Here is a 17,042-nt window from a genome sequence, read left to right as displayed (position 1 = left end):
CCTCACGCCAGGCCAGGTAGACTATGTATATACAAACCGGCACAGGGAACCGATTCATGGGCAGCACCCCTCCACTCTACTTGCAGATTCAGCAGCACCTGCTGGAAAAGATCCAGGGAGGCGAGTGGGAGGCGCATCACCAGATCCCCCCCGAGGAACAGCTGGCACGGGACTTCGGCGTCAGCCGCATGACCGCCAACAAGGCGATCCGCGATCTCGTGCAGCAGGGCTACCTGACGCGACAGCCGGGACTAGGCACCTTCGTCGCGGATCGCAAGGTGGAGTCGTCGCTGGTCGACGTGCACAACATTGCCGAAGAAGTGCGCGGCCGCGGCCATCTCTACAGCAACGACGTGCTGCTCGCCGAAGCCATCGCCGCCGACGACGAAGTGGCACTGCGTCTGGGCGTTCGCCTCGGCACCCGGGTCTTCCATACGCGTATCGTGCATCGCGAGAACGGCGTGCCGATCCAGCTCGAGGAGCGCTTCGTCAATCCGCGCTGGGTGCCCGATTACCTGGAGACCGATTTCAGCCGCCACACGCCCAACGAGGTGCTGGTGGCGGCGTGCCCCATCACCGACATCGAACACGTGGTCGAAGCGGTCCTGGTCGATGCCGCCACCGCCCGACGACTCGAGATCGAAGTCAATCGTCCCTGCCTCAGCATGACGCGCCGCACCTGGTCGGGCGATCATCTGATCAGCTATGCCCGTCTCCTCCATCCCGGTGAACGCTATAAGCTTCGTTCATCGTTGCGCCGCAGCTGAGCGCCGCCCGCCGCGGATTCGATTCGCAGGGCGGCGCCAGGTATCGCATCAAGGAGGTCGCCGTTCGGGTCGCGTTGAAATCACCGTTGTCGCCTTATTTTTTTAATCCTACCGTGGCTACTGAGGCACAAGTGGGTTGACGAGCCAGGCTGCGCCCGGGGTTACAGTCACACCGGGCGCGGGCGTGGCGTCTAGCTGACGCCCAGCGCCTGGACCAGGTAGGCGGCCGGTATCGCCAACGTCAGGCTCAACGCCACGCGCAGGAACCACACCGCCACGATGCGCCCTACCGACAGCGGAATGCTGGTCGCCAGGATGCAGGGAATCGAGGCGGAGAAGAACAGCACCGCCGAGACTGACACCACGCCGGCGGCGAAGCGGGCGACGAACTCGGCTTCCGCCATCAGCAGCGCCGGCAGGAACATCTCGGCCAGCCCCGCTGCCGTCGCCTGGGCCAGCGCCACCCCATCCTCGAGCCCCCAGATCGCCACGAACGGGTAGAACAGCCACCCCAGCCACTCGAACAGCGGGGTGTACTTGGCGGCGAGCAGCCCGAGAAGCCCCACCGACATGATCGACGGCAGGATGCTGATCGCCATCAGCATGCCCTCGCGCACGTTGAGCGCCACGCTGCGATGCAGCCCCGGCGCCCGGTCGGCTACCGCCAGGCCGGTACGCCAGGCGGTGGCCAACCGCTTGCCGGCCGGCGCCTCGGGTTCACCGTCGCGCCTGCTATCGTCCAGTCGCGACAGAGGCGGCAGGCGGACGGTAATGGCGGTGACCACGAAGGTGATCGCCAGCGTCAACCAGAAATAGAGGTTCCATACGCTCATCAGCTCCAGGGTTCTCGCCACGATGATCATGAAGGTGGCCGAGACCGTGGAGAAGCCGGTGGCAATGATGGCCGCTTCGCGTGCCGAGTACTGCCCCGCCTGGTAGACCCGGTTGGTGATCAGCAGGCCGATCGAGTAACTACCCACGAACGACGCCACCGCGTCGATGGCGGAGCGCCCCGGCGTGCGCCAGACCGGACGCATGACCGGCTGCAGCAGCACGCCGATCAGCTCCAGCAGCCCGTAGCCGATCAGCAGCGCCAGGAACACCGCCCCGATCGGCACGATCAGCCCGACCGGTATCACCAGCTTGTCGAACAGGAACGGCAGCATGTCCGGCTCGTGCAGCAGCGTCGGCCCCCAGCCCGTCAGCGCCATGACGGCTACCGCCACCCCGGCCAGCTTCAGGGCGGTAAAGATCCGATCGGTCAGGCTGCGTTTCCAGGTGCCCTTCCACAGCGGATAGATCGCCCCGGCGAGTATCAGTACCAAGGCATAGAGACCGGCGGCTTCGCCCAGCAAGCCCCGAGCCACGGTCACCATATGGTCGAGCAGGATGGTGTGTCTCCCGCCAAGGGTGACGGGAACGAAGAAGATCAGGATGCCCAGCGCGCTGGGCAGAAGCAGCTTGGCCGCTGTGATCCAGGCGCCACCGTGCAACTTGCGGGTGGCCGGTTCCGGTATCGCCATGGTCGTTTCCTCGCGTTGTGATTGTGATCGTAGGGCTCGTCCTGCGGATCGGCATGGACACGCCTATTGTATATACAATAAACCCCACCCACGCACCAATGACGTTTTGCCGAAGCCCTTTAGACCTTAGTCTGAAACCAGCCCCATGAAGGCAACACGCCACTCTTTTAGGGGACTGATTCTACATAGTTTAATGCAATTTTCGGCGAGCCGGATTCGATTCACTGCCACCGGGACACCGAGAGCGACTTGACCTCGCGCCCATGACGACTTAAATGTATATACAATACGAATATCAGGAGCCATCATGTCCACGCCTTCAATCACACGCCGACTCTGGCGCGACGTCACGCTGTTCGACGGCCTCGATACCCAGCCCCAGCCGATGGCGGTCGTGGTCGCGGGAGATCGAATCGAACGGGTGGTTCCCATGAGCGAACTCGATCCCGCCGAGGCCGTCGCCTGCGAAACGCTGGGCCGTGGTGGCGTCATGACCCCCGGTCTGATCGACTGCCATACCCATCTGGTGTTCGGTGGCTCGCGGGCCGATGAGTTCGAGAAGCGGCTGGAAGGAGTGAGTTACGAGGAAATCGCCCGCCAGGGAGGCGGTATTCTCAGCACCGTGCGCGCTACACGTGAAGCCAGCGAGCCGGAACTGTTCGCCCTGGCCCGGCCGCGGCTCGAGGCGCTGATGCGCGAGGGGGTCACCACGGTGGAGATCAAGTCCGGCTATGGGCTGAGCGTGGCCGACGAGTTGAAGATGCTGCGCGTGGCGCGCCGCCTCGGCGAGGCACTGCCGGTGCGGGTGGTCACCACGCTGCTCGGCGCTCATGCCCTGCCGCCGGAGTACCAGGGCGACAGCGACGGCTACATCGACCTCGTGTGCCGCGAGATGATTCCGGCCGCCGCCGCGCAGGGCCTGGCCGATGCGGTGGACGTGTTCTGCGAGAAGATCGCTTTCTCCGTCGCCCAGTGCGAGCGCGTCTTCGAGGCCGCCGCAACCCATGGCCTGCCGATCAAGGCCCATGCCGAGCAGCTCTCGAATCTGGGCGGCAGCGCCATGGCGGCCCGCCACGGTGCACTTTCCGCCGACCATATCGAATACCTCGACGCAGCCGGGGTCGCCGCCCTGCGCGAGGCCGGCAGCACGGCGGTGCTGCTGCCCGGCGCCTTCCATACCCTGCGCGAGACGCAGCTGCCGCCCATTGCCGCGCTACGCGAGGCCGGCGTGCCCATGGCCGTCGCCACCGATGCCAACCCCGGCAGCTCGCCTCTGTTCATGCCGACGCTGATGCTCAACTTCGCCTGCACCCTGTTCCGCCTGACACCCCGCGAAGCCCTGGCCGGCATGACCGCCCACGGTGCACGCGCCCTCGGTCTGCATCGGCAATCGCTCGGGCGCATCGCCGAAGGCGCCCCGGCGGACCTGTGTCTGTGGGACGCCGAGACACCTGCCGAGCTGGCCTATGCCGTGCAGCCCGGCCGTCTTCGCCAACGTATCTTCCAGGGCCAATGCAACTTTCATGGAGAGCTGACCCATGGCCAAAGCCAGCACTGATCCGCATCTGGCCGATCCGGCCATCGACATGTCCCTCTGGGCCGGGCGCGAGGATTCGGAGCCTGACAGCCTTCGCTGGCATCAAGCAATTACCCCGCTGAAGCGGGGCGTCAATACGGGCATCGCCCTGCTCGGCTTCGCCTGCGACGCCGGGGTGGCACGCAACCAGGGGCGCATCGGCGCCGCCGAAGGGCCGCGCGCCATTCGCCGCGCGCTGGCCCCGCTGGCCTGGCATCGGACCGCTCCCGTCTTTGATGCCGGCGACGTGAACTGCCATGGCAATGACGATCTCGAAGCGGCGCAGCAGCGCCTGGCCGAACGGGTCGCCGCCCTGCTGTCGGCGTCGCACCTGCCGCTGATTCTCGGCGGCGGTCATGAAGTCGCCTTCGGCAGCTGGTCGGGCCTGGCCCGTCATCTCCAAGCTCAGGCCGAGGCGCGGCCGCGGGTCGGCATCATCAACCTCGACGCCCACTTTGACCTGCGCGACCCGGGGCGGACGGTCTCCTCCGGCACGCCCTTCGCCCAGATCGCCGCCGAGTGCGACCGTCGTGGCTGGCCGTTCCGCTACGCCTGCCTGGGGGTCAGCCGCGCCAGCAATACCCGCGCCCTGTTCGCCCGCGCACGCGAACTCGGCGTACTGGTACGCGAAGACCGCGAGTTCACGGCGCAGCACCTGGACGCCATCGTGCGCGACCTGCAGCGCTTCATGGCGCACTGTGACCACCTCTACCTGACGGTCGACCTCGACGTGCTGCCGGCCGCCGAGGCGCCTGGCGTCAGCGCCCCCGCCGCCCGTGGCGTATCGCTGGCGCTGCTCGAACCGCTGATCGAAGCAGTTCGCGACAGCGGCAAGCTGCGCCTGGCCGATATCGCCGAACTCAACCCCGGCTTCGATATCGACGGTCGTACCGCCCGCGCGGCGGCGCGCCTGATCCACCAGCTCACGTTGGATAGCTGAGCCAACGCCTAACGCTAGACAGCCAAACGACACATAACGAGAGAAGACACGTCCATGAACAGCCACACTCCCCTCGCCGACACACGCCACGATCCCAGCCGCCGCATCGCCGCCCCCACCGGCAGCACGCTCAACTGCAAGAGCTGGCTCACCGAAGCCGCGCTGCGCATGCTGATGAACAACCTCCACCCGGACGTGGCCGAGCGCCCCGAGGACCTGGTGGTCTACGGCGGTATCGGCCGCGCGGCCCGCGACTGGCAGTGCTTCGACACCATCGTCGCGACCCTCAAGCGCCTGGAGGACCACCAGACCCTGCTGATCCAGTCGGGCAAGCCGGTGGGGGTGTTCGAGACCCACAAGGACGCCCCGCGGGTCCTCATCGCCAACTCCAACCTGGTGCCGGCCTGGGCCACCTGGGAGCACTTCAACGAGCTGGATCGCAAGGGCCTGATGATGTACGGCCAGATGACCGCCGGCTCGTGGATCTACATCGGCTCCCAGGGCATCGTCCAGGGCACCTACGAGACCTTCGTCGAGGCCGGGCGCCAGCACTACGGCGGCGACCTCACCGGCCGCTGGATCCTCACCGCCGGCCTCGGCGGCATGGGCGGCGCCCAGCCGCTGGCGGCGAGCCTGGCCGGCGCCTGTTCGCTCAACGTCGAATGCCAGCAGTCGCGCATCGACTTCCGCCTGCGCACCCGCTATCTGGACGAGCAGGCCGACGACCTCGACGACGCCCTGGCGCGCCTCGAACGCTACACCGCCGAGGGCAAGGCGGTCTCCATCGGCCTTTGCGCCAACGCCGCCGAGGTGCTGCCGGAGCTGGTCAAGCGGGGCGTCAAGCCGGACATGGTCACCGACCAGACCAGCGCCCACGACCCGCTGCACGGCTACCTGCCCGCCGGCTGGCGCTGGGACGAGTACGTCGAGCGCGGCAAGGCCGAGCCCGAGGCGGTGGTCAAGGCCGCCAAACAGTCCATGGCGGTGCACGTGCAGGCCATGCTCGACTTCCAGCAGGTGGGCGTGCCCACCTTCGACTACGGCAACAACATCCGCCAGATGGCCAAGGAAGAAGGCGTCGTCAACGCCTTCGACTTTCCTGGCTTCGTGCCGGCCTACATCCGCCCGCTGTTCTGCCAGGGTATCGGCCCGTTCCGCTGGGCGGCGCTCTCCGGCGACCCGGAAGACATCTACAAGACCGATGCCAAGGTCAAGGAGCTGATCCCCGACGACCCGCACCTGCACCGCTGGCTCGACATGGCCCAGGAGCGCATCAGCTTCCAGGGGCTGCCGGCGCGCATCTGCTGGGTGGGGCTCAAGGATCGCGCCCGCCTCGGCCAGGCCTTCAACGAGATGGTCAAGAACGGCGAACTCAAGGCGCCCGTGGTCATCGGTCGCGACCACCTCGACTCCGGCTCGGTGGCGAGCCCCAACCGCGAGACCGAGGCGATGATGGACGGCTCCGACGCCGTTTCCGACTGGCCGCTGCTCAACGCCCTGCTCAACTGCGCCTCCGGCGCCACCTGGGTCTCGCTGCACCACGGCGGCGGCGTAGGCATGGGCTACTCCCAGCATGCCGGGGTGGTGATCGTCGCCGACGGCACGGACGACGCCCATGCCCGCCTGGGCCGGGTGCTGCGCAACGACCCGGGCACCGGGGTGATGCGCCACGCCGACGCCGGGTACGATATCGCCAAGCAGTGCGCCCGGGAAAATGGGTTGGATCTGCCGATGCTCGATAAATAATGGAGCCATTCATGACCCATCTCGACATCCAACCCGGCAAGATGACCCTGGCCCAGGCACGCCAGGTCTACGAGGCGCCGCTGCGCGTGACGCTGCCCGACAGCGCCGACGCCGCCATCCGGCGCGGCGTCGACTGCGTCAATCGCGTCGTCGCCGAGGATCGCACCGTCTACGGCATCAACACCGGCTTCGGCCTGCTGGCCCAGACCCGCATCGACCATGATCACCTGGAGGATCTCCAGCGCTCGCTGGTGCTGTCCCACGCCACCGGCGTCGGCGAGCCCATGGAAGACGCCCTGATACGGCTGATCATGGTGCTCAAGGTCAACAGCCTGGCCCGCGGCTACTCCGGCATCCGCCGCGAAGTACTCGACGCCCTGCTCGCCCTGGTCAACGCCGAGGTCTACCCGCACATCCCGCTCAAGGGTTCCGTCGGCGCTTCCGGCGACCTGGCGCCGCTGGCCCATATGAGCGTGGTACTGCTCGGCGAAGGCAAGGCGCGCCATCGTGGCGAATGGATCCCCGCCCGCCAGGCCCTCGAGATCGCCGGGCTCGAGCCGCTCAGGCTCGCCCCCAAGGAGGGCCTGGCGCTGCTCAACGGCACCCAGGTCTCTAGCGCCTATGCGCTCAAGGGCCTGTTCGAGGCCGAGGACCTCTACGCCGCCGCCACGGTGTGCGGCGCACTGACCGTGGAGGCCACGCTCAGCTCCCGCGCGCCCTTCGATGCCCGCATCCACGACGCCCGCGGCCAGCGCGGCCAGATCGATGCCGCCGCGGCCTACCGCCACCTGCTGGGCGAGCGCAGCGAGATCAGCGACTCCCACGCCCATTGCGACAAGGTGCAGGACCCCTACTCGCTGCGCTGCCAGCCCCAGGTGATGGGCGCCGTGCTGACACAGATCCGCCAGGCCGCCGAGGTGCTGGCCGTCGAGGTGAATGCGGTAACGGACAACCCGCTGGTGTTCAGCGACGAAGGCGACATCCTCTCCGGCGGCAATTTCCACGCCGAGCCGGTGGCCATGGCCGCCGACAATCTGGCCCTGGCACTGGCCGAGATCGGCTCGCTCACCGAGCGCCGCGTGTCGCTGATGATGGATACCCACATGTCGCAGCTGCCGCCGTTCCTGGTGGAGAACGGCGGGGTCAACTCCGGCTTCATGATCGCGCAGGTCACCGCCGCGGCGCTGGCCAGCGAGAACAAGGCCCTGGCCCACCCGCACAGCGTCGACAGCCTGCCCACCTCGGCCAACCAGGAGGATCACGTCTCCATGGCGCCGGCCGCCGGCAAGCGGCTGTGGGAGATGGCCGACAACGTGCGCGGCATCGTCGCCATCGAATGGCTGGCCGCCTGCCAGGGCCTCGATTTCCGGCTGGATGCGCATCAGCAGCGCATGAAGAGCACGCCGCGCCTGGAGCGGGCCAGGCAGGCGCTGCGCAGCGCGGTCGCCTACTACGACCGTGATCGCTTCTTCGCCCCCGACATCGAGCGGGCCACCCAGCTGCTCGCGTCGCGGACGCTCAACGAGTTGGTGCCGGTGGAACTGCTGCCGAGCCACTGACCCGGCAGTCCGGCTGAGGTAAGATACGCTGCCCCGGCGCTTCGGCCCGGGGCTTTATTCTGCCTGACCCTCATTTCGACATCCGTTCATTCAGCCAAGAGCCGCACATGAATGCCATCGTTCTGGCCATCCTGGTCATGGTCACCCTGAGCCTCGCCCGCGTTTCCGTCGTCTTCGCCCTGATCGCCGCCAGCCTGGTAGGAGGACTGGCCGCAGGCCTGCCGATCGGCGACATCATGAGCGCATTCAACGATGGCCTGGGCAATGGCGCCACCGTCGCCCTGGCCTACGCCGTGCTGGGTGCCTTCGCCGTGGCCCTGTCGCGCTCCGGGGTCACGGAGCTGCTGGCCGAGCGTGCCATTCGCGGGCTGCACCTCGACGACCAGCCGTCGAGCCGGCGCTGGGTCGCCTTCACCCTGCTCGGCGCCCTGCTCGCCGCCGCGGTCAGCTCGCAGAACCTGATCCCGGTGCACATCGCCTTCATCCCGGTGCTGGTGCCGCCGCTGCTCAAGCTGATGAACCACCTGCGCCTGGATCGCCGCCTCGCCGCCTGCGTCATCACCTTCGGCATCACCGCACCCTACATGCTGCTGCCGGTGGGCTTCGGCGCCATCTTCCTCAACGACATCCTGCTCACCAACCTCAACGAGAGCGGCGCCGAGCTCGGTCTCGAGGTCACTCGCGGCATGGTGCCCATGGCCATGCTGATGCCCATCGGCGGCATGGCACTGGGGCTCGCGATAGCAGCGCTGCTGAGCTATCGCCGCCCGCGCCGCTACGAGGATCGCGACCTGGCCCACGGCGACGAGACCCCGGCCCAGGCCGCCCGGCATCTGGCGCCCTGGCAAATGGCCGTGCTCGCCGCGGCACTGGTGGGCACCGTGGTAACCCAGCTGCTCTCCGGCTCCATGGTGCTCGGCGGATTGTTCGGCTTCGCCCTGCTCTCGGTCAGCGGCGTGTTCCGCTGGCACGAGCAGGACGGCATCTTCACTGAAGGCATGCGCATGATGGCGCAGGTAGGCTTCATCATGATCAGCGCGGCGGGTTTCGCCGGGGTGATGCAGGCAACCGGAGAAGTGGCGGCGCTGGTGGAAGGCTCGGCGGAACTGATCGGTGACAACAAGGGCCTGGCCGCCCTGATCATGCTGCTGGTCGGCCTGTTCATCACCATGGGCATCGGCTCGTCGTTCTCCACCGTGCCGATCATCGCCTCGCTCTACGTGCCGCTGGCGCTCGGCTTCGGCTTCTCGCCCATGGCCACCATCGCCCTGGTGGGCACCGCCGCCGCGCTGGGCGACGCCGGCTCACCGGCTTCGGACTCGACCCTCGGCCCCACCGCCGGGCTCAACGCCGACGGCCAGCACGACCACATCTGGGACACCGTGGTGCCGACCTTCCTGCACTACAACCTGCCGCTGATCGCCTTCGGCTGGCTGGCCGCCATGGTGCTCTGACAGGTCTCACCCACAGAACTCATCTGACGGGATCATCCCAGGCCGCAGCAACTCTTGAACTTGCGCCCACTGCCGCAGGGGCAAGGGTCGTTGCGGCCCGGCTTGAGGCGTTCAATGGCGGGTTTGCCATCGACATAGAACCAGCGCCCCGCCTCACGCACGAAGCGTGAATCCTCCTCCAGCACGCCCCAGCGGCGGCCCTCGCGAAAGGTCGCCCGAAAGTGCACGCGGCCCCCGTCACTATCCTGTCCATGATCCAGCACCTCCAGGCGCACCCAGCGGGTCGACGCATCGAGATCCAGCGCGGTCGGGCGCGTGCTGGCATGCCAGGTGTCACGCAGGTAGTCGTCAAGGCCGAGGACGAAGGCACTGTAGCGCGACCGCATCAGCGCCTCGGGCGTGGTGGCCGGCTCGCCGCCGTGGCAAGGGCCGCAGCACGCCGCATAGGGCCGACCGCTGCCGCATGGGCAGCGCTTGTCGACGCTCGCGGCGGGAGTATCGTGGGTGGGCATGGCGGTCTCCGCGTCGGGACAGGTGGCCGCAGGATACCCGGCTCGCCGGCGGCTGGCATCTCCCGCTTGCCACCTTGGCTTGCGCTGCGATTCTTGTCCTGTGTCACTGCGATGCAGCATCGGCCGTGCTACAACGAAAGCATCGATCTGCGGAGACCGGGACATGCCCGTCCAGCCCACCCCTTCACGCCCTCCCTGGCACGCCGTGACCGGCGACCAGGCATTGGCGACGCTCGAGAGCCACCCCGAAGGACTCGCCAGCGAGGCCGCCGACGCACGCCTCGCCGAGCACGGCCCCAATCGGCTGCGGGAGCAGGCCGCGCGGCCCGGATGGAAGCGCCTGCTGGAGCAGTTCAACAACCTGCTCATGCTGATCCTGATCGTGGCCGCGATCGCCAGCCTGGCATTGGGGCACCGTCTCGATGCCCTGGCCATCGTCGGCGTGGTGACGATCATCGCGCTGATCGGCTTCGTCCAGGAGGGCAAGGCCGAGCATGCCCTGGAGAGCATTCGCGGCATGCTCTCGCCGCAGGCCAAGGTGCTGCGCGACGGGCGCCGCCAGACCGTCCCGGCCGAAACCCTGGTGCCGGGCGACATCGTGCTGCTCGAGAGCGGCGACCGGGTGCCCGCCGACCTGCGCCTGCTCCAGGCCAACCGGCTGCGCACCGAGGAGGCCGCCTTGACCGGTGAATCGGTGGCCGTCGACAAGCAGGCCGCGCCGGTCGACGAGGCGACCGACCTGGCCGAGCGCAGCAGCATGGCTTATGCCAGCACCCTCGTCGCCCAGGGCACCGCCCAGGGCATCGTCGTGGCCACCGGGATCGACACCGAAATCGGGCGCATCTCCGAGATGCTGCGCGGCGTGGAGAAGCTCAAGACGCCGCTGCTGCGCCAGCTCGACCGGGCCGGTCGCGTGCTGGCCATCTTCATTCTCGGCGCGGCCGCGATTACCGCGGCGATCGGCGCACTCGTCCACGACCAGCCCGTCAGCGAGATGTTCATGGCCGCCGTGGGGCTCGCGGTGGCGGCCATCCCCGAGGGCCTGCCGGCCATCGTCACCATCGGCCTGGCGCTGGGTGTCCAGGCCATGGCCCGGCGCAACGCCATCATTCGCCGCCTGCCCGCGGTCGAGACGCTGGGCTCCATCTCCACCATCTTCACCGACAAGACCGGCACCCTGACCCGCAACGAGATGACCGCCCAGGCCATCTGGCTGCCGCAGGGCGAGATCGCCGTGACCGGCGTCGGCTTCGCCCCCGAGGGGGAGTTCCTGCCCGGTGGCGACGACACGGCCGCGTGCGGGCCGCTGGAGCTGGACGCGCACCCCGCCCTGCGCCACTTCCTCAAGGTGGGGGTGCTCTGCAACGATGCCGAACTGGCCAGGGACGAGGCCGGGGCCTGGCACATCCACGGCGACCCCACCGAGGGCGCCCTGGTGGTGGCGGCCGCCAAGGCGGGGCTGGATGTCGCCACGCTGCGGGGTTGCCACGACCGCCACGATGCCATCCCCTTCGAGTCCGAGCGCAAGTACATGGCCACCCTGCACGAGGTGGACGGCCAGCCCACGCTGATGGTGAAGGGCGCCCCGGACCGGCTGCTCGAGATGTGCCACCGAGTGCGCACTGAGGCTGGCGACGTCGTGCTCGATACGAGCGAATGGGAGCAGAGGATCCATGCCCTCTCCGCCCGCGGCCTGCGCGTCCTGGCGCTGGCAGAGAAACCGATCCATGCCGTCTCGGAACTTGACGAGACACATGCCGAGGAAGGCCTGGTCCTCCTGGGTCTCGTCGGCTTGCTCGACCCGCCCCGGGAAGAGGCGGTACGCGCGGTCTCGCGCTGCCTCTCGGCCGGCATCCGCCCGATCATGGTCACCGGCGACCACGCCGTGACGGCGCTGGCCATCGCCCGGCAGCTCGGCTTCGCCAACACCGAGCGCGCCCTGACCGGCCGCGAGGTCGAGGCCATGAGCGACGCCGAGCTGGAGCGCTGCATCGACACGGTGGACGTGTTCGCCCGCGCCGCCCCCGAGCACAAGCTGCGCCTGGTCAAGGCGATGCAGGCCCGCGGCGGCATCTGCGCGATGACCGGCGACGGCGTCAACGACGGCCCGGCACTGAAGCGCGCCGACGTCGGCGTGGCGATGGGCATCCAGGGCACCGAGGCGGCCAAGGAAGCGGCCGAGATGGTGCTCGCCGACGACAACTTCGCCACCATCGTCGGCGCCATCGAGGAGGGCCGCAAGGTCTACGACAACATCCGCAAGACCATCACCTTCCTGCTGCCCACCAACGGCGCCCAGGGCCTGGCGATCATGCTGGCGGTGCTGGCCGGTACGCTGCTGCCCATCACGCCGCTGCAGGCGCTGTGGGTCAACATGGTGGTCGCCGTGACCCTGGGCCTGGCCCTGGCCTTCGAACCCGGGGAGGAGAATCTGATGCGCCGGCGCCCGCGCGACCCCGCCGCGGCCCTGCTCGACCTGTTCCTGCTCTGGCGCGTGGTGTTCGTCTCCCTGCTGCTGCTGATCGCCGTGTTCGGCATGTTCAGCTGGTTGCTGCGCGTCGAAGGCAACGAGGCCGTCGCCCGCGCCGGCGCCGTCAACGCGCTGGTCATGGGCAGCGCGGCCTACCTGATCAACAGCCGTTACCTGCTGCGCAGCAACCTCTCCTGGCAGGGCCTGTTCGGCAGTCGTCCGGTGTGGATCGCCATCGGACTCGTGCTCCTGCTGCAGCTCGCCTGGACCTACCTACCCTTCATGCAGGCGGTGTTCGACAGCGCCGCCCTCGACCTGCGCCACTGGCTGCTGGTCATCGGCTGTGGCGTCGCCCTGTTTCTCGTCGTCGAGCTGGAGAAGTGGCTGCTGCGCCGGAACGCCCGAGCCGCGAAGAAGCGACACGGCGGCGAACGGCCGCGAGGCACCACGCCCAGGACACAGTGACATTACGCTACGCGCTCCGCCTGCAGCTTCGCCCCGAGTGTGCTACCCCTAGAGGCACACGGAGGTTTTGAAGCTCAGGAGGAGCAGCATGCCCGACCGCGACGAACAGGAAGCACGTACGCCCTGGCACGCCATGTCCGGCGACGAGGCGCTCGAGCGGCTCGAAGCCGAAGCGAGCGGGCTCGACGACGGCGAGGCCAGAAGGCGCCTGGAGCAGTACGGCCCCAACCGACTGCAGCAGGAAGAGGCCCAGCCGTGGTGGAAGCGACTGCTGGCGCAGTTCAACAACGTGCTGATGCTGATCCTGGTCGTCGCGGCGGTCGCCAGCCTGCTGCTGGGCAAGCCCCTGGATGCGGCGGTCATTCTCGGCGTGGTGGTGATCATTGCCCTGATCGGCTTCTTTCAGGAGGGCAAGGCCGAGAAGGCCCTGGAGAGCATACGCGGCATGCTCTCGCCCCAGGCCTCGGTGCTGCGTGGCGGGCGCGAGGCGCAGATCGACGCCGAGGAGCTCGTCCCCGGCGATATCGTCAAGGTCGAGAGCGGCAACCGCGTGCCCGCCGACCTGCGCATCCTCGACGCCAAGCGACTGAATGCCGAGGAAGCGGCATTGACCGGCGAATCCACGCCGGTCGACAAGGCCGACGAGGCGGTGGACGAGGATACCGAACTGGCCGAGCGCAGCGACATGCTGTTCGCCGGCACCATCGTGGCCAAGGGCACCGCCACCGGGGTGGTGGTCGAGACGGGCGAGCAGACCGAGATCGGCCGCATTTCCGAAATGCTGAGGGGCGTGGAGCAGCTCAAGACGCCGCTGGTCGAGCAGCTCGACCGCGCCGGGCGCGTCCTGGCGCTGTTCATCGTCGGCGCCGCGCTGCTCACCGGGGCCTTCGGCGTGCTGGTGCACGGCCAGCCATGGACCGAGATGTTCATGGCCAGCGTGGGGCTGGCCGTGGCCGCCATTCCCGAGGGGCTGCCGGCCATCGTGACGATCTCGCTGGCTCTCGGCGTGCAGGCCATGGCGCGCAAGAATGCCATCGTGCGCCGCCTGCCGGCGGTGGAGACCTTGGGCTCCATCGCCACCATCTTCTCCGACAAGACCGGCACCCTGACCCGCAACGAGATGACCGCCCAGGCCATCTGGCTGCCCGAGGGCGAGTTCCGCCTCACCGGCATCGGCTTCGCTCCCGAGGGCGAACTGCGCCTGGCGCCGCGCGACACCGAGGACACGGACGAAGCGTCCGGCGAGTCGATCTCGCTACAGGATTACCCTGCCCTCGCCCATTTTCTCGAAGTGGGGGCGCTGTGCAACGACGCCGACCTCAACGAAGGGGAAGAGGGTTGGTGCATCGATGGCGATCCCACCGAGGGCGCCCTGGTCGTCGCGGCCGCCAAGGCGGGCATCGACACGCGTGAGCTGCGCGACTCGCATGGCCGCGAGGATGCCATCCCCTTCGACTCCGAGCGCAAGTACATGGCCACCCTCAACGAGCACGACGGCAAGCGCCTGCTGGTCAAGGGCGCGCCCGACCGCCTGCTCGAGATGTGCACGAAGGAGCGTGGCCGTGACGAAGACGCGGAGCTCGACCGCGACGCCTGGGAAGAGCGTATACATGAGCTCTCGTCACGCGGCCTGCGCGTGCTCGCCCTGGCCGAGAAGCCGGCCGACGACCTGACGGGAGAACTCAGCGACAGCGACGCCGAGGAGGGGCTGGTGCTGCTCGGCATCGTCGGCCTGCTCGACCCGCCCCGGGAGGCCGCCATCGAGGCGGTCAAGAACTGCCAGCGCGCCGGCATCCGCCCGGTGATGGTCACCGGCGATCATGCGGTCACCGCGCGGGCGATCGCCGACCAGCTCGGTTTCGCCCGCACCGATCGTGCCCTGAGCGGCCACGAGATCGAAGCGATGAGCGACGAGGAACTGGAACGGGAGATCACCGAGGTCGACGTCTACGCCCGCGCCGCCCCGGAGCACAAGCTGCGCCTGGTCAAAGCGATGCAGGCCCGCGGCGGCATCTGCGCGATGACCGGCGACGGCGTCAACGACGGCCCTGCGCTCAAGCGCGCCGACGTCGGCGTGGCCATGGGCGTCCAGGGCACCGAGGCCGCCAAGGAGGCCGCCGAGATGGTGCTCACCGACGACAACTTCGCCACCATCGTCGGCGCCGTGGCCGAAGGGCGCAAGGTCTACGACAACATCCGCAAGTCGATCACCTTCATCCTGCCGACCAACGGCGCCGAGAGCCTGGCCATCCTGCTGGCCATCGTGGCGGGCTTCACGCTGCCGATCACCGGGCTGCAGGTGCTGTGGGTGAACATGATCACCGCCGTGACGCTGGGCATCGCGCTGGTCTTCGAGCCCGCCGAGGAGAACGTCATGACGCGCCAGCCGCGCGACCCTCACGCCCCGCTGCTCGACATGTTCATGCTGTGGCGCGTGATTCTCGTCTCGCTGCTGCTGGTGCTGGGTGTGTTCGGCATCTTCGCCTGGATCCTGCACGGCCAGGGCGGCAGCGAGGCGCTGGCGCGCAGCGGCGCGGTCAACATGCTGGTGGCGGGCGAGATCGTCTACCTGATCAACAGCCGCTACCTGCTCGACAGCAGCCTGTCGTGGCGCGGCCTGTTCGGCAGCCGCGCCGCGCTGATCGCCATTGCACTGGTGGTGCTGTTCCAGCTCGGCTGGACCTACCTGCCCTTCATGCAGGTGATCTTCGGCACCGAGGGCCTCTCCCTGCTGCACTGGGCGGTGATCGCCGTCGCCAGCGTGGCGGTATTCCTGATCGTGGAAGCGGAGAAATGGCTGCTGCGCCGGCGCCAGGCCGACACGGCAGCGGAGTCGCCCCCTTCACGCAAGGAGAAAGCCGCCGCCGGATAAATCAGCTGCGCAGCAGGCATCGCGCGAGCTTGCGGCTGTCACGGCAGGCGGCTTGGAACTGGCCGAACAGGCGCGGTTGCATGCCGAGGAACCAGAGACCCGGTAGCCCGGGAAGCGACTCGGCGTCCTGGCACCGGGGGACGCCGCGGTCGTCGAGCACCTTGAGGTGTCCCACCAAGCCCTCCAGGCCCGGCCGGTACCCCGTGGCACAGATGACGATATCCGGCCGCAGCCGCCGCCCGTCCTTGAGCACTACCGCCCGCGGCTCGAACGCGACGACCCCGGGAACCACTGTCGCGCTGCCACCCTCGAGCGCACGGACGAAACCGTCGTCGATGGCGGGAGCCACACCGCGCCGCGCCAGACGAGTGGCCGCGCCGATCTCACCTCGGGGCAGGCCCAGCCGGCGCAGGTCGCCGAAGGCAATGCGCTCGGTGATGGTGAGCAGGCCATCCGCGACTGCCGTTGGCAGGCAACTGATCACACCGGACAGCCGCTGCACGGGAACACCCAGCAAGCGCTTGGGCAGGATGGCGGTGCCGCCGCGAACGGCGACCCACAGGCGGCGCGTGCGCTGGCGCACGAGATGGTTCAGCACGTCCACGCCGGAGTTGCCTGCGCCGGCGACGAGCACGCGCCGATCGCGGTAGTCGTCGAGGGAGCCGAAGTCGGCGGCATGCCGCACCCTCCCGCGGAACCCCTCGCGCCCCGGCCAGTCGGGAATGACCGGGACGCGTTCCCGTCCGGTGGCGACCACGACGTGACGTGCCTTGATCTCGTCGACATTCGTCTCGAGGCACCAGCCGTCATCGCCGGGCTCGATCCGCGACACCGACACCCCGAACTCGATGGGCGAGGCGAGATCCCGCGCATAGGCTTCGAGGTAGCGGATCACGCTGTCGCGGCCGGCAAACACCCCCGCGCTGCGCGGGAGCGGCCGCCCGGGCAGTCGCGAGAAGTGTCGGTGCGTGTTGAGCCGAAGCTGAGGATGCCGGCGCCGCCAGGGCTCGGCGATCCGTGGTGCCGCCTCCAGGAGCCTGGGGCGGACCCCGCGGCGCTCCAGCCGATAGGCCAAGGCGAGCCCGGACAGCCCCGCGCCGACGATCACGACCCGATGGCAGAAACGACCAGCCGGCATGCGGCTCCCTCCTCTCGTTG

The 17,042-nt window shown here is 68.5% G+C and carries 11 protein-coding genes; 8 read left to right on the top strand and 3 right to left on the bottom strand.

Annotated elements, in window-relative coordinates; genetic code table 11:
• Positions 1-56: 56 nt before the first annotated feature.
• A complete protein-coding gene (hutC, locus tag HNO51_RS09950) occupies positions 57-767 on the top strand; it encodes a histidine utilization repressor (protein WP_197450835.1) in 711 nt (236 codons plus the stop codon).
• A 191-nt stretch (positions 768-958) separates the two neighbouring features.
• On the opposite strand, the gene HNO51_RS09945 is transcribed toward hutC, so the two are convergent.
• Positions 959-2,290: a YjiH family protein gene (locus HNO51_RS09945; protein ID WP_197450834.1), complete on the bottom strand. Its 1,332-nt coding sequence runs from the start codon at positions 2,288-2,290 to the stop codon at positions 959-961.
• Between the two features lie 307 nt (positions 2,291-2,597).
• Here HNO51_RS09945 and hutI point away from each other — a divergent pair, with 307 nt between their 5' ends.
• From hutI to HNO51_RS09920, 5 genes are all read left to right on the top strand, one after another.
• Positions 2,598-3,848, top strand: coding sequence for an imidazolonepropionase (gene hutI / locus HNO51_RS09940; RefSeq protein ID WP_209539104.1), 1,251 nt, complete (start codon positions 2,598-2,600; stop codon positions 3,846-3,848).
• Entirely contained in the window at positions 3,829-4,806 is a 978-nt protein-coding gene (gene hutG / locus HNO51_RS09935; RefSeq protein WP_209539103.1) for a formimidoylglutamase, read from the top strand. The genes hutI and hutG overlap by 20 nt, the downstream gene beginning before the upstream one ends.
• Before the next feature lie 54 nt (positions 4,807-4,860).
• Positions 4,861-6,552 (top strand): urocanate hydratase, encoded by a 1,692-nt coding sequence (hutU, locus tag HNO51_RS09930; protein ID WP_209539102.1) that lies wholly within the window; start codon positions 4,861-4,863, stop codon positions 6,550-6,552.
• Between the two features lie 11 nt (positions 6,553-6,563).
• Positions 6,564-8,111, top strand: a complete 1,548-nt coding sequence (gene hutH, locus HNO51_RS09925; protein WP_209539101.1) for a histidine ammonia-lyase — start codon at positions 6,564-6,566, stop codon at positions 8,109-8,111.
• A 107-nt stretch (positions 8,112-8,218) separates the two neighbouring features.
• Positions 8,219-9,565: a Na+/H+ antiporter family protein gene (locus tag HNO51_RS09920; RefSeq protein ID WP_209539100.1), complete on the top strand. Its 1,347-nt coding sequence runs from the start codon at positions 8,219-8,221 to the stop codon at positions 9,563-9,565.
• A gap of 32 nt (positions 9,566-9,597) precedes the next feature.
• Here the strand turns inward: HNO51_RS09920 and HNO51_RS09915 are convergent, their stop codons facing one another.
• Positions 9,598-10,077: a YchJ family protein gene (locus tag HNO51_RS09915; protein ID WP_197450828.1), complete on the bottom strand. Its 480-nt coding sequence runs from the start codon at positions 10,075-10,077 to the stop codon at positions 9,598-9,600.
• Between the two features lie 163 nt (positions 10,078-10,240).
• Here HNO51_RS09915 and HNO51_RS09910 point away from each other — a divergent pair, with 163 nt between their 5' ends.
• Positions 10,241-13,012, top strand: coding sequence for a cation-translocating P-type ATPase (locus tag HNO51_RS09910; RefSeq protein ID WP_209539099.1), 2,772 nt, complete (start codon positions 10,241-10,243; stop codon positions 13,010-13,012).
• Positions 13,013-13,100: 88 nt separating this feature from the next.
• Entirely contained in the window at positions 13,101-15,884 is a 2,784-nt protein-coding gene (locus tag HNO51_RS09905; protein ID WP_209539098.1) for a cation-translocating P-type ATPase, read from the top strand.
• Between the two features lies 1 nt (position 15,885).
• Here the strand turns inward: HNO51_RS09905 and HNO51_RS09900 are convergent, their stop codons facing one another.
• Positions 15,886-17,022, bottom strand: coding sequence for a flavin-containing monooxygenase (locus tag HNO51_RS09900; protein ID WP_209539097.1), 1,137 nt, complete (start codon positions 17,020-17,022; stop codon positions 15,886-15,888).
• Positions 17,023-17,042 lie beyond the last annotated feature (20 nt).

It is taken from the genome of Billgrantia sulfidoxydans, assembly GCF_017868775.1.
Classification (GTDB): domain Bacteria; phylum Pseudomonadota; class Gammaproteobacteria; order Pseudomonadales; family Halomonadaceae; genus Halomonas; species Halomonas sulfidoxydans.
Note: the sequence above shows the minus strand (reverse complement) of the source record. Positions and strands in the feature narration are given on the sequence as shown.

Excerpts from the sequence above, each read along its gene's own strand:
- HNO51_RS09920 (WP_209539100.1), top strand. The coding sequence starts at position 8,219 with ATGAATGCCATCGTTCTGGCCATCCTGGTCATGGTCACCCTGAGCCTC.
- hutC (WP_197450835.1), top strand. The coding sequence starts at position 57 with ATGGGCAGCACCCCTCCACTCTACTTGCAGATTCAGCAGCACCTGCTG.
- hutH (WP_209539101.1), top strand. The coding sequence starts at position 6,564 with ATGACCCATCTCGACATCCAACCCGGCAAGATGACCCTGGCCCAGGCA.
- HNO51_RS09900 (WP_209539097.1), bottom strand. The coding sequence starts at position 17,022 with ATGCCGGCTGGTCGTTTCTGCCATCGGGTCGTGATCGTCGGCGCGGGG.
- hutG (WP_209539103.1), top strand. The coding sequence starts at position 3,829 with ATGGCCAAAGCCAGCACTGATCCGCATCTGGCCGATCCGGCCATCGAC.
- HNO51_RS09945 (WP_197450834.1), bottom strand. The coding sequence starts at position 2,290 with ATGGCGATACCGGAACCGGCCACCCGCAAGTTGCACGGTGGCGCCTGG.
- HNO51_RS09915 (WP_197450828.1), bottom strand. The coding sequence starts at position 10,077 with ATGCCCACCCACGATACTCCCGCCGCGAGCGTCGACAAGCGCTGCCCA.
- HNO51_RS09910 (WP_209539099.1), top strand. The coding sequence starts at position 10,241 with ATGCCCGTCCAGCCCACCCCTTCACGCCCTCCCTGGCACGCCGTGACC.
- HNO51_RS09905 (WP_209539098.1), top strand. The coding sequence starts at position 13,101 with ATGCCCGACCGCGACGAACAGGAAGCACGTACGCCCTGGCACGCCATG.
- hutI (WP_209539104.1), top strand. The coding sequence starts at position 2,598 with ATGTCCACGCCTTCAATCACACGCCGACTCTGGCGCGACGTCACGCTG.
- hutU (WP_209539102.1), top strand. The coding sequence starts at position 4,861 with ATGAACAGCCACACTCCCCTCGCCGACACACGCCACGATCCCAGCCGC.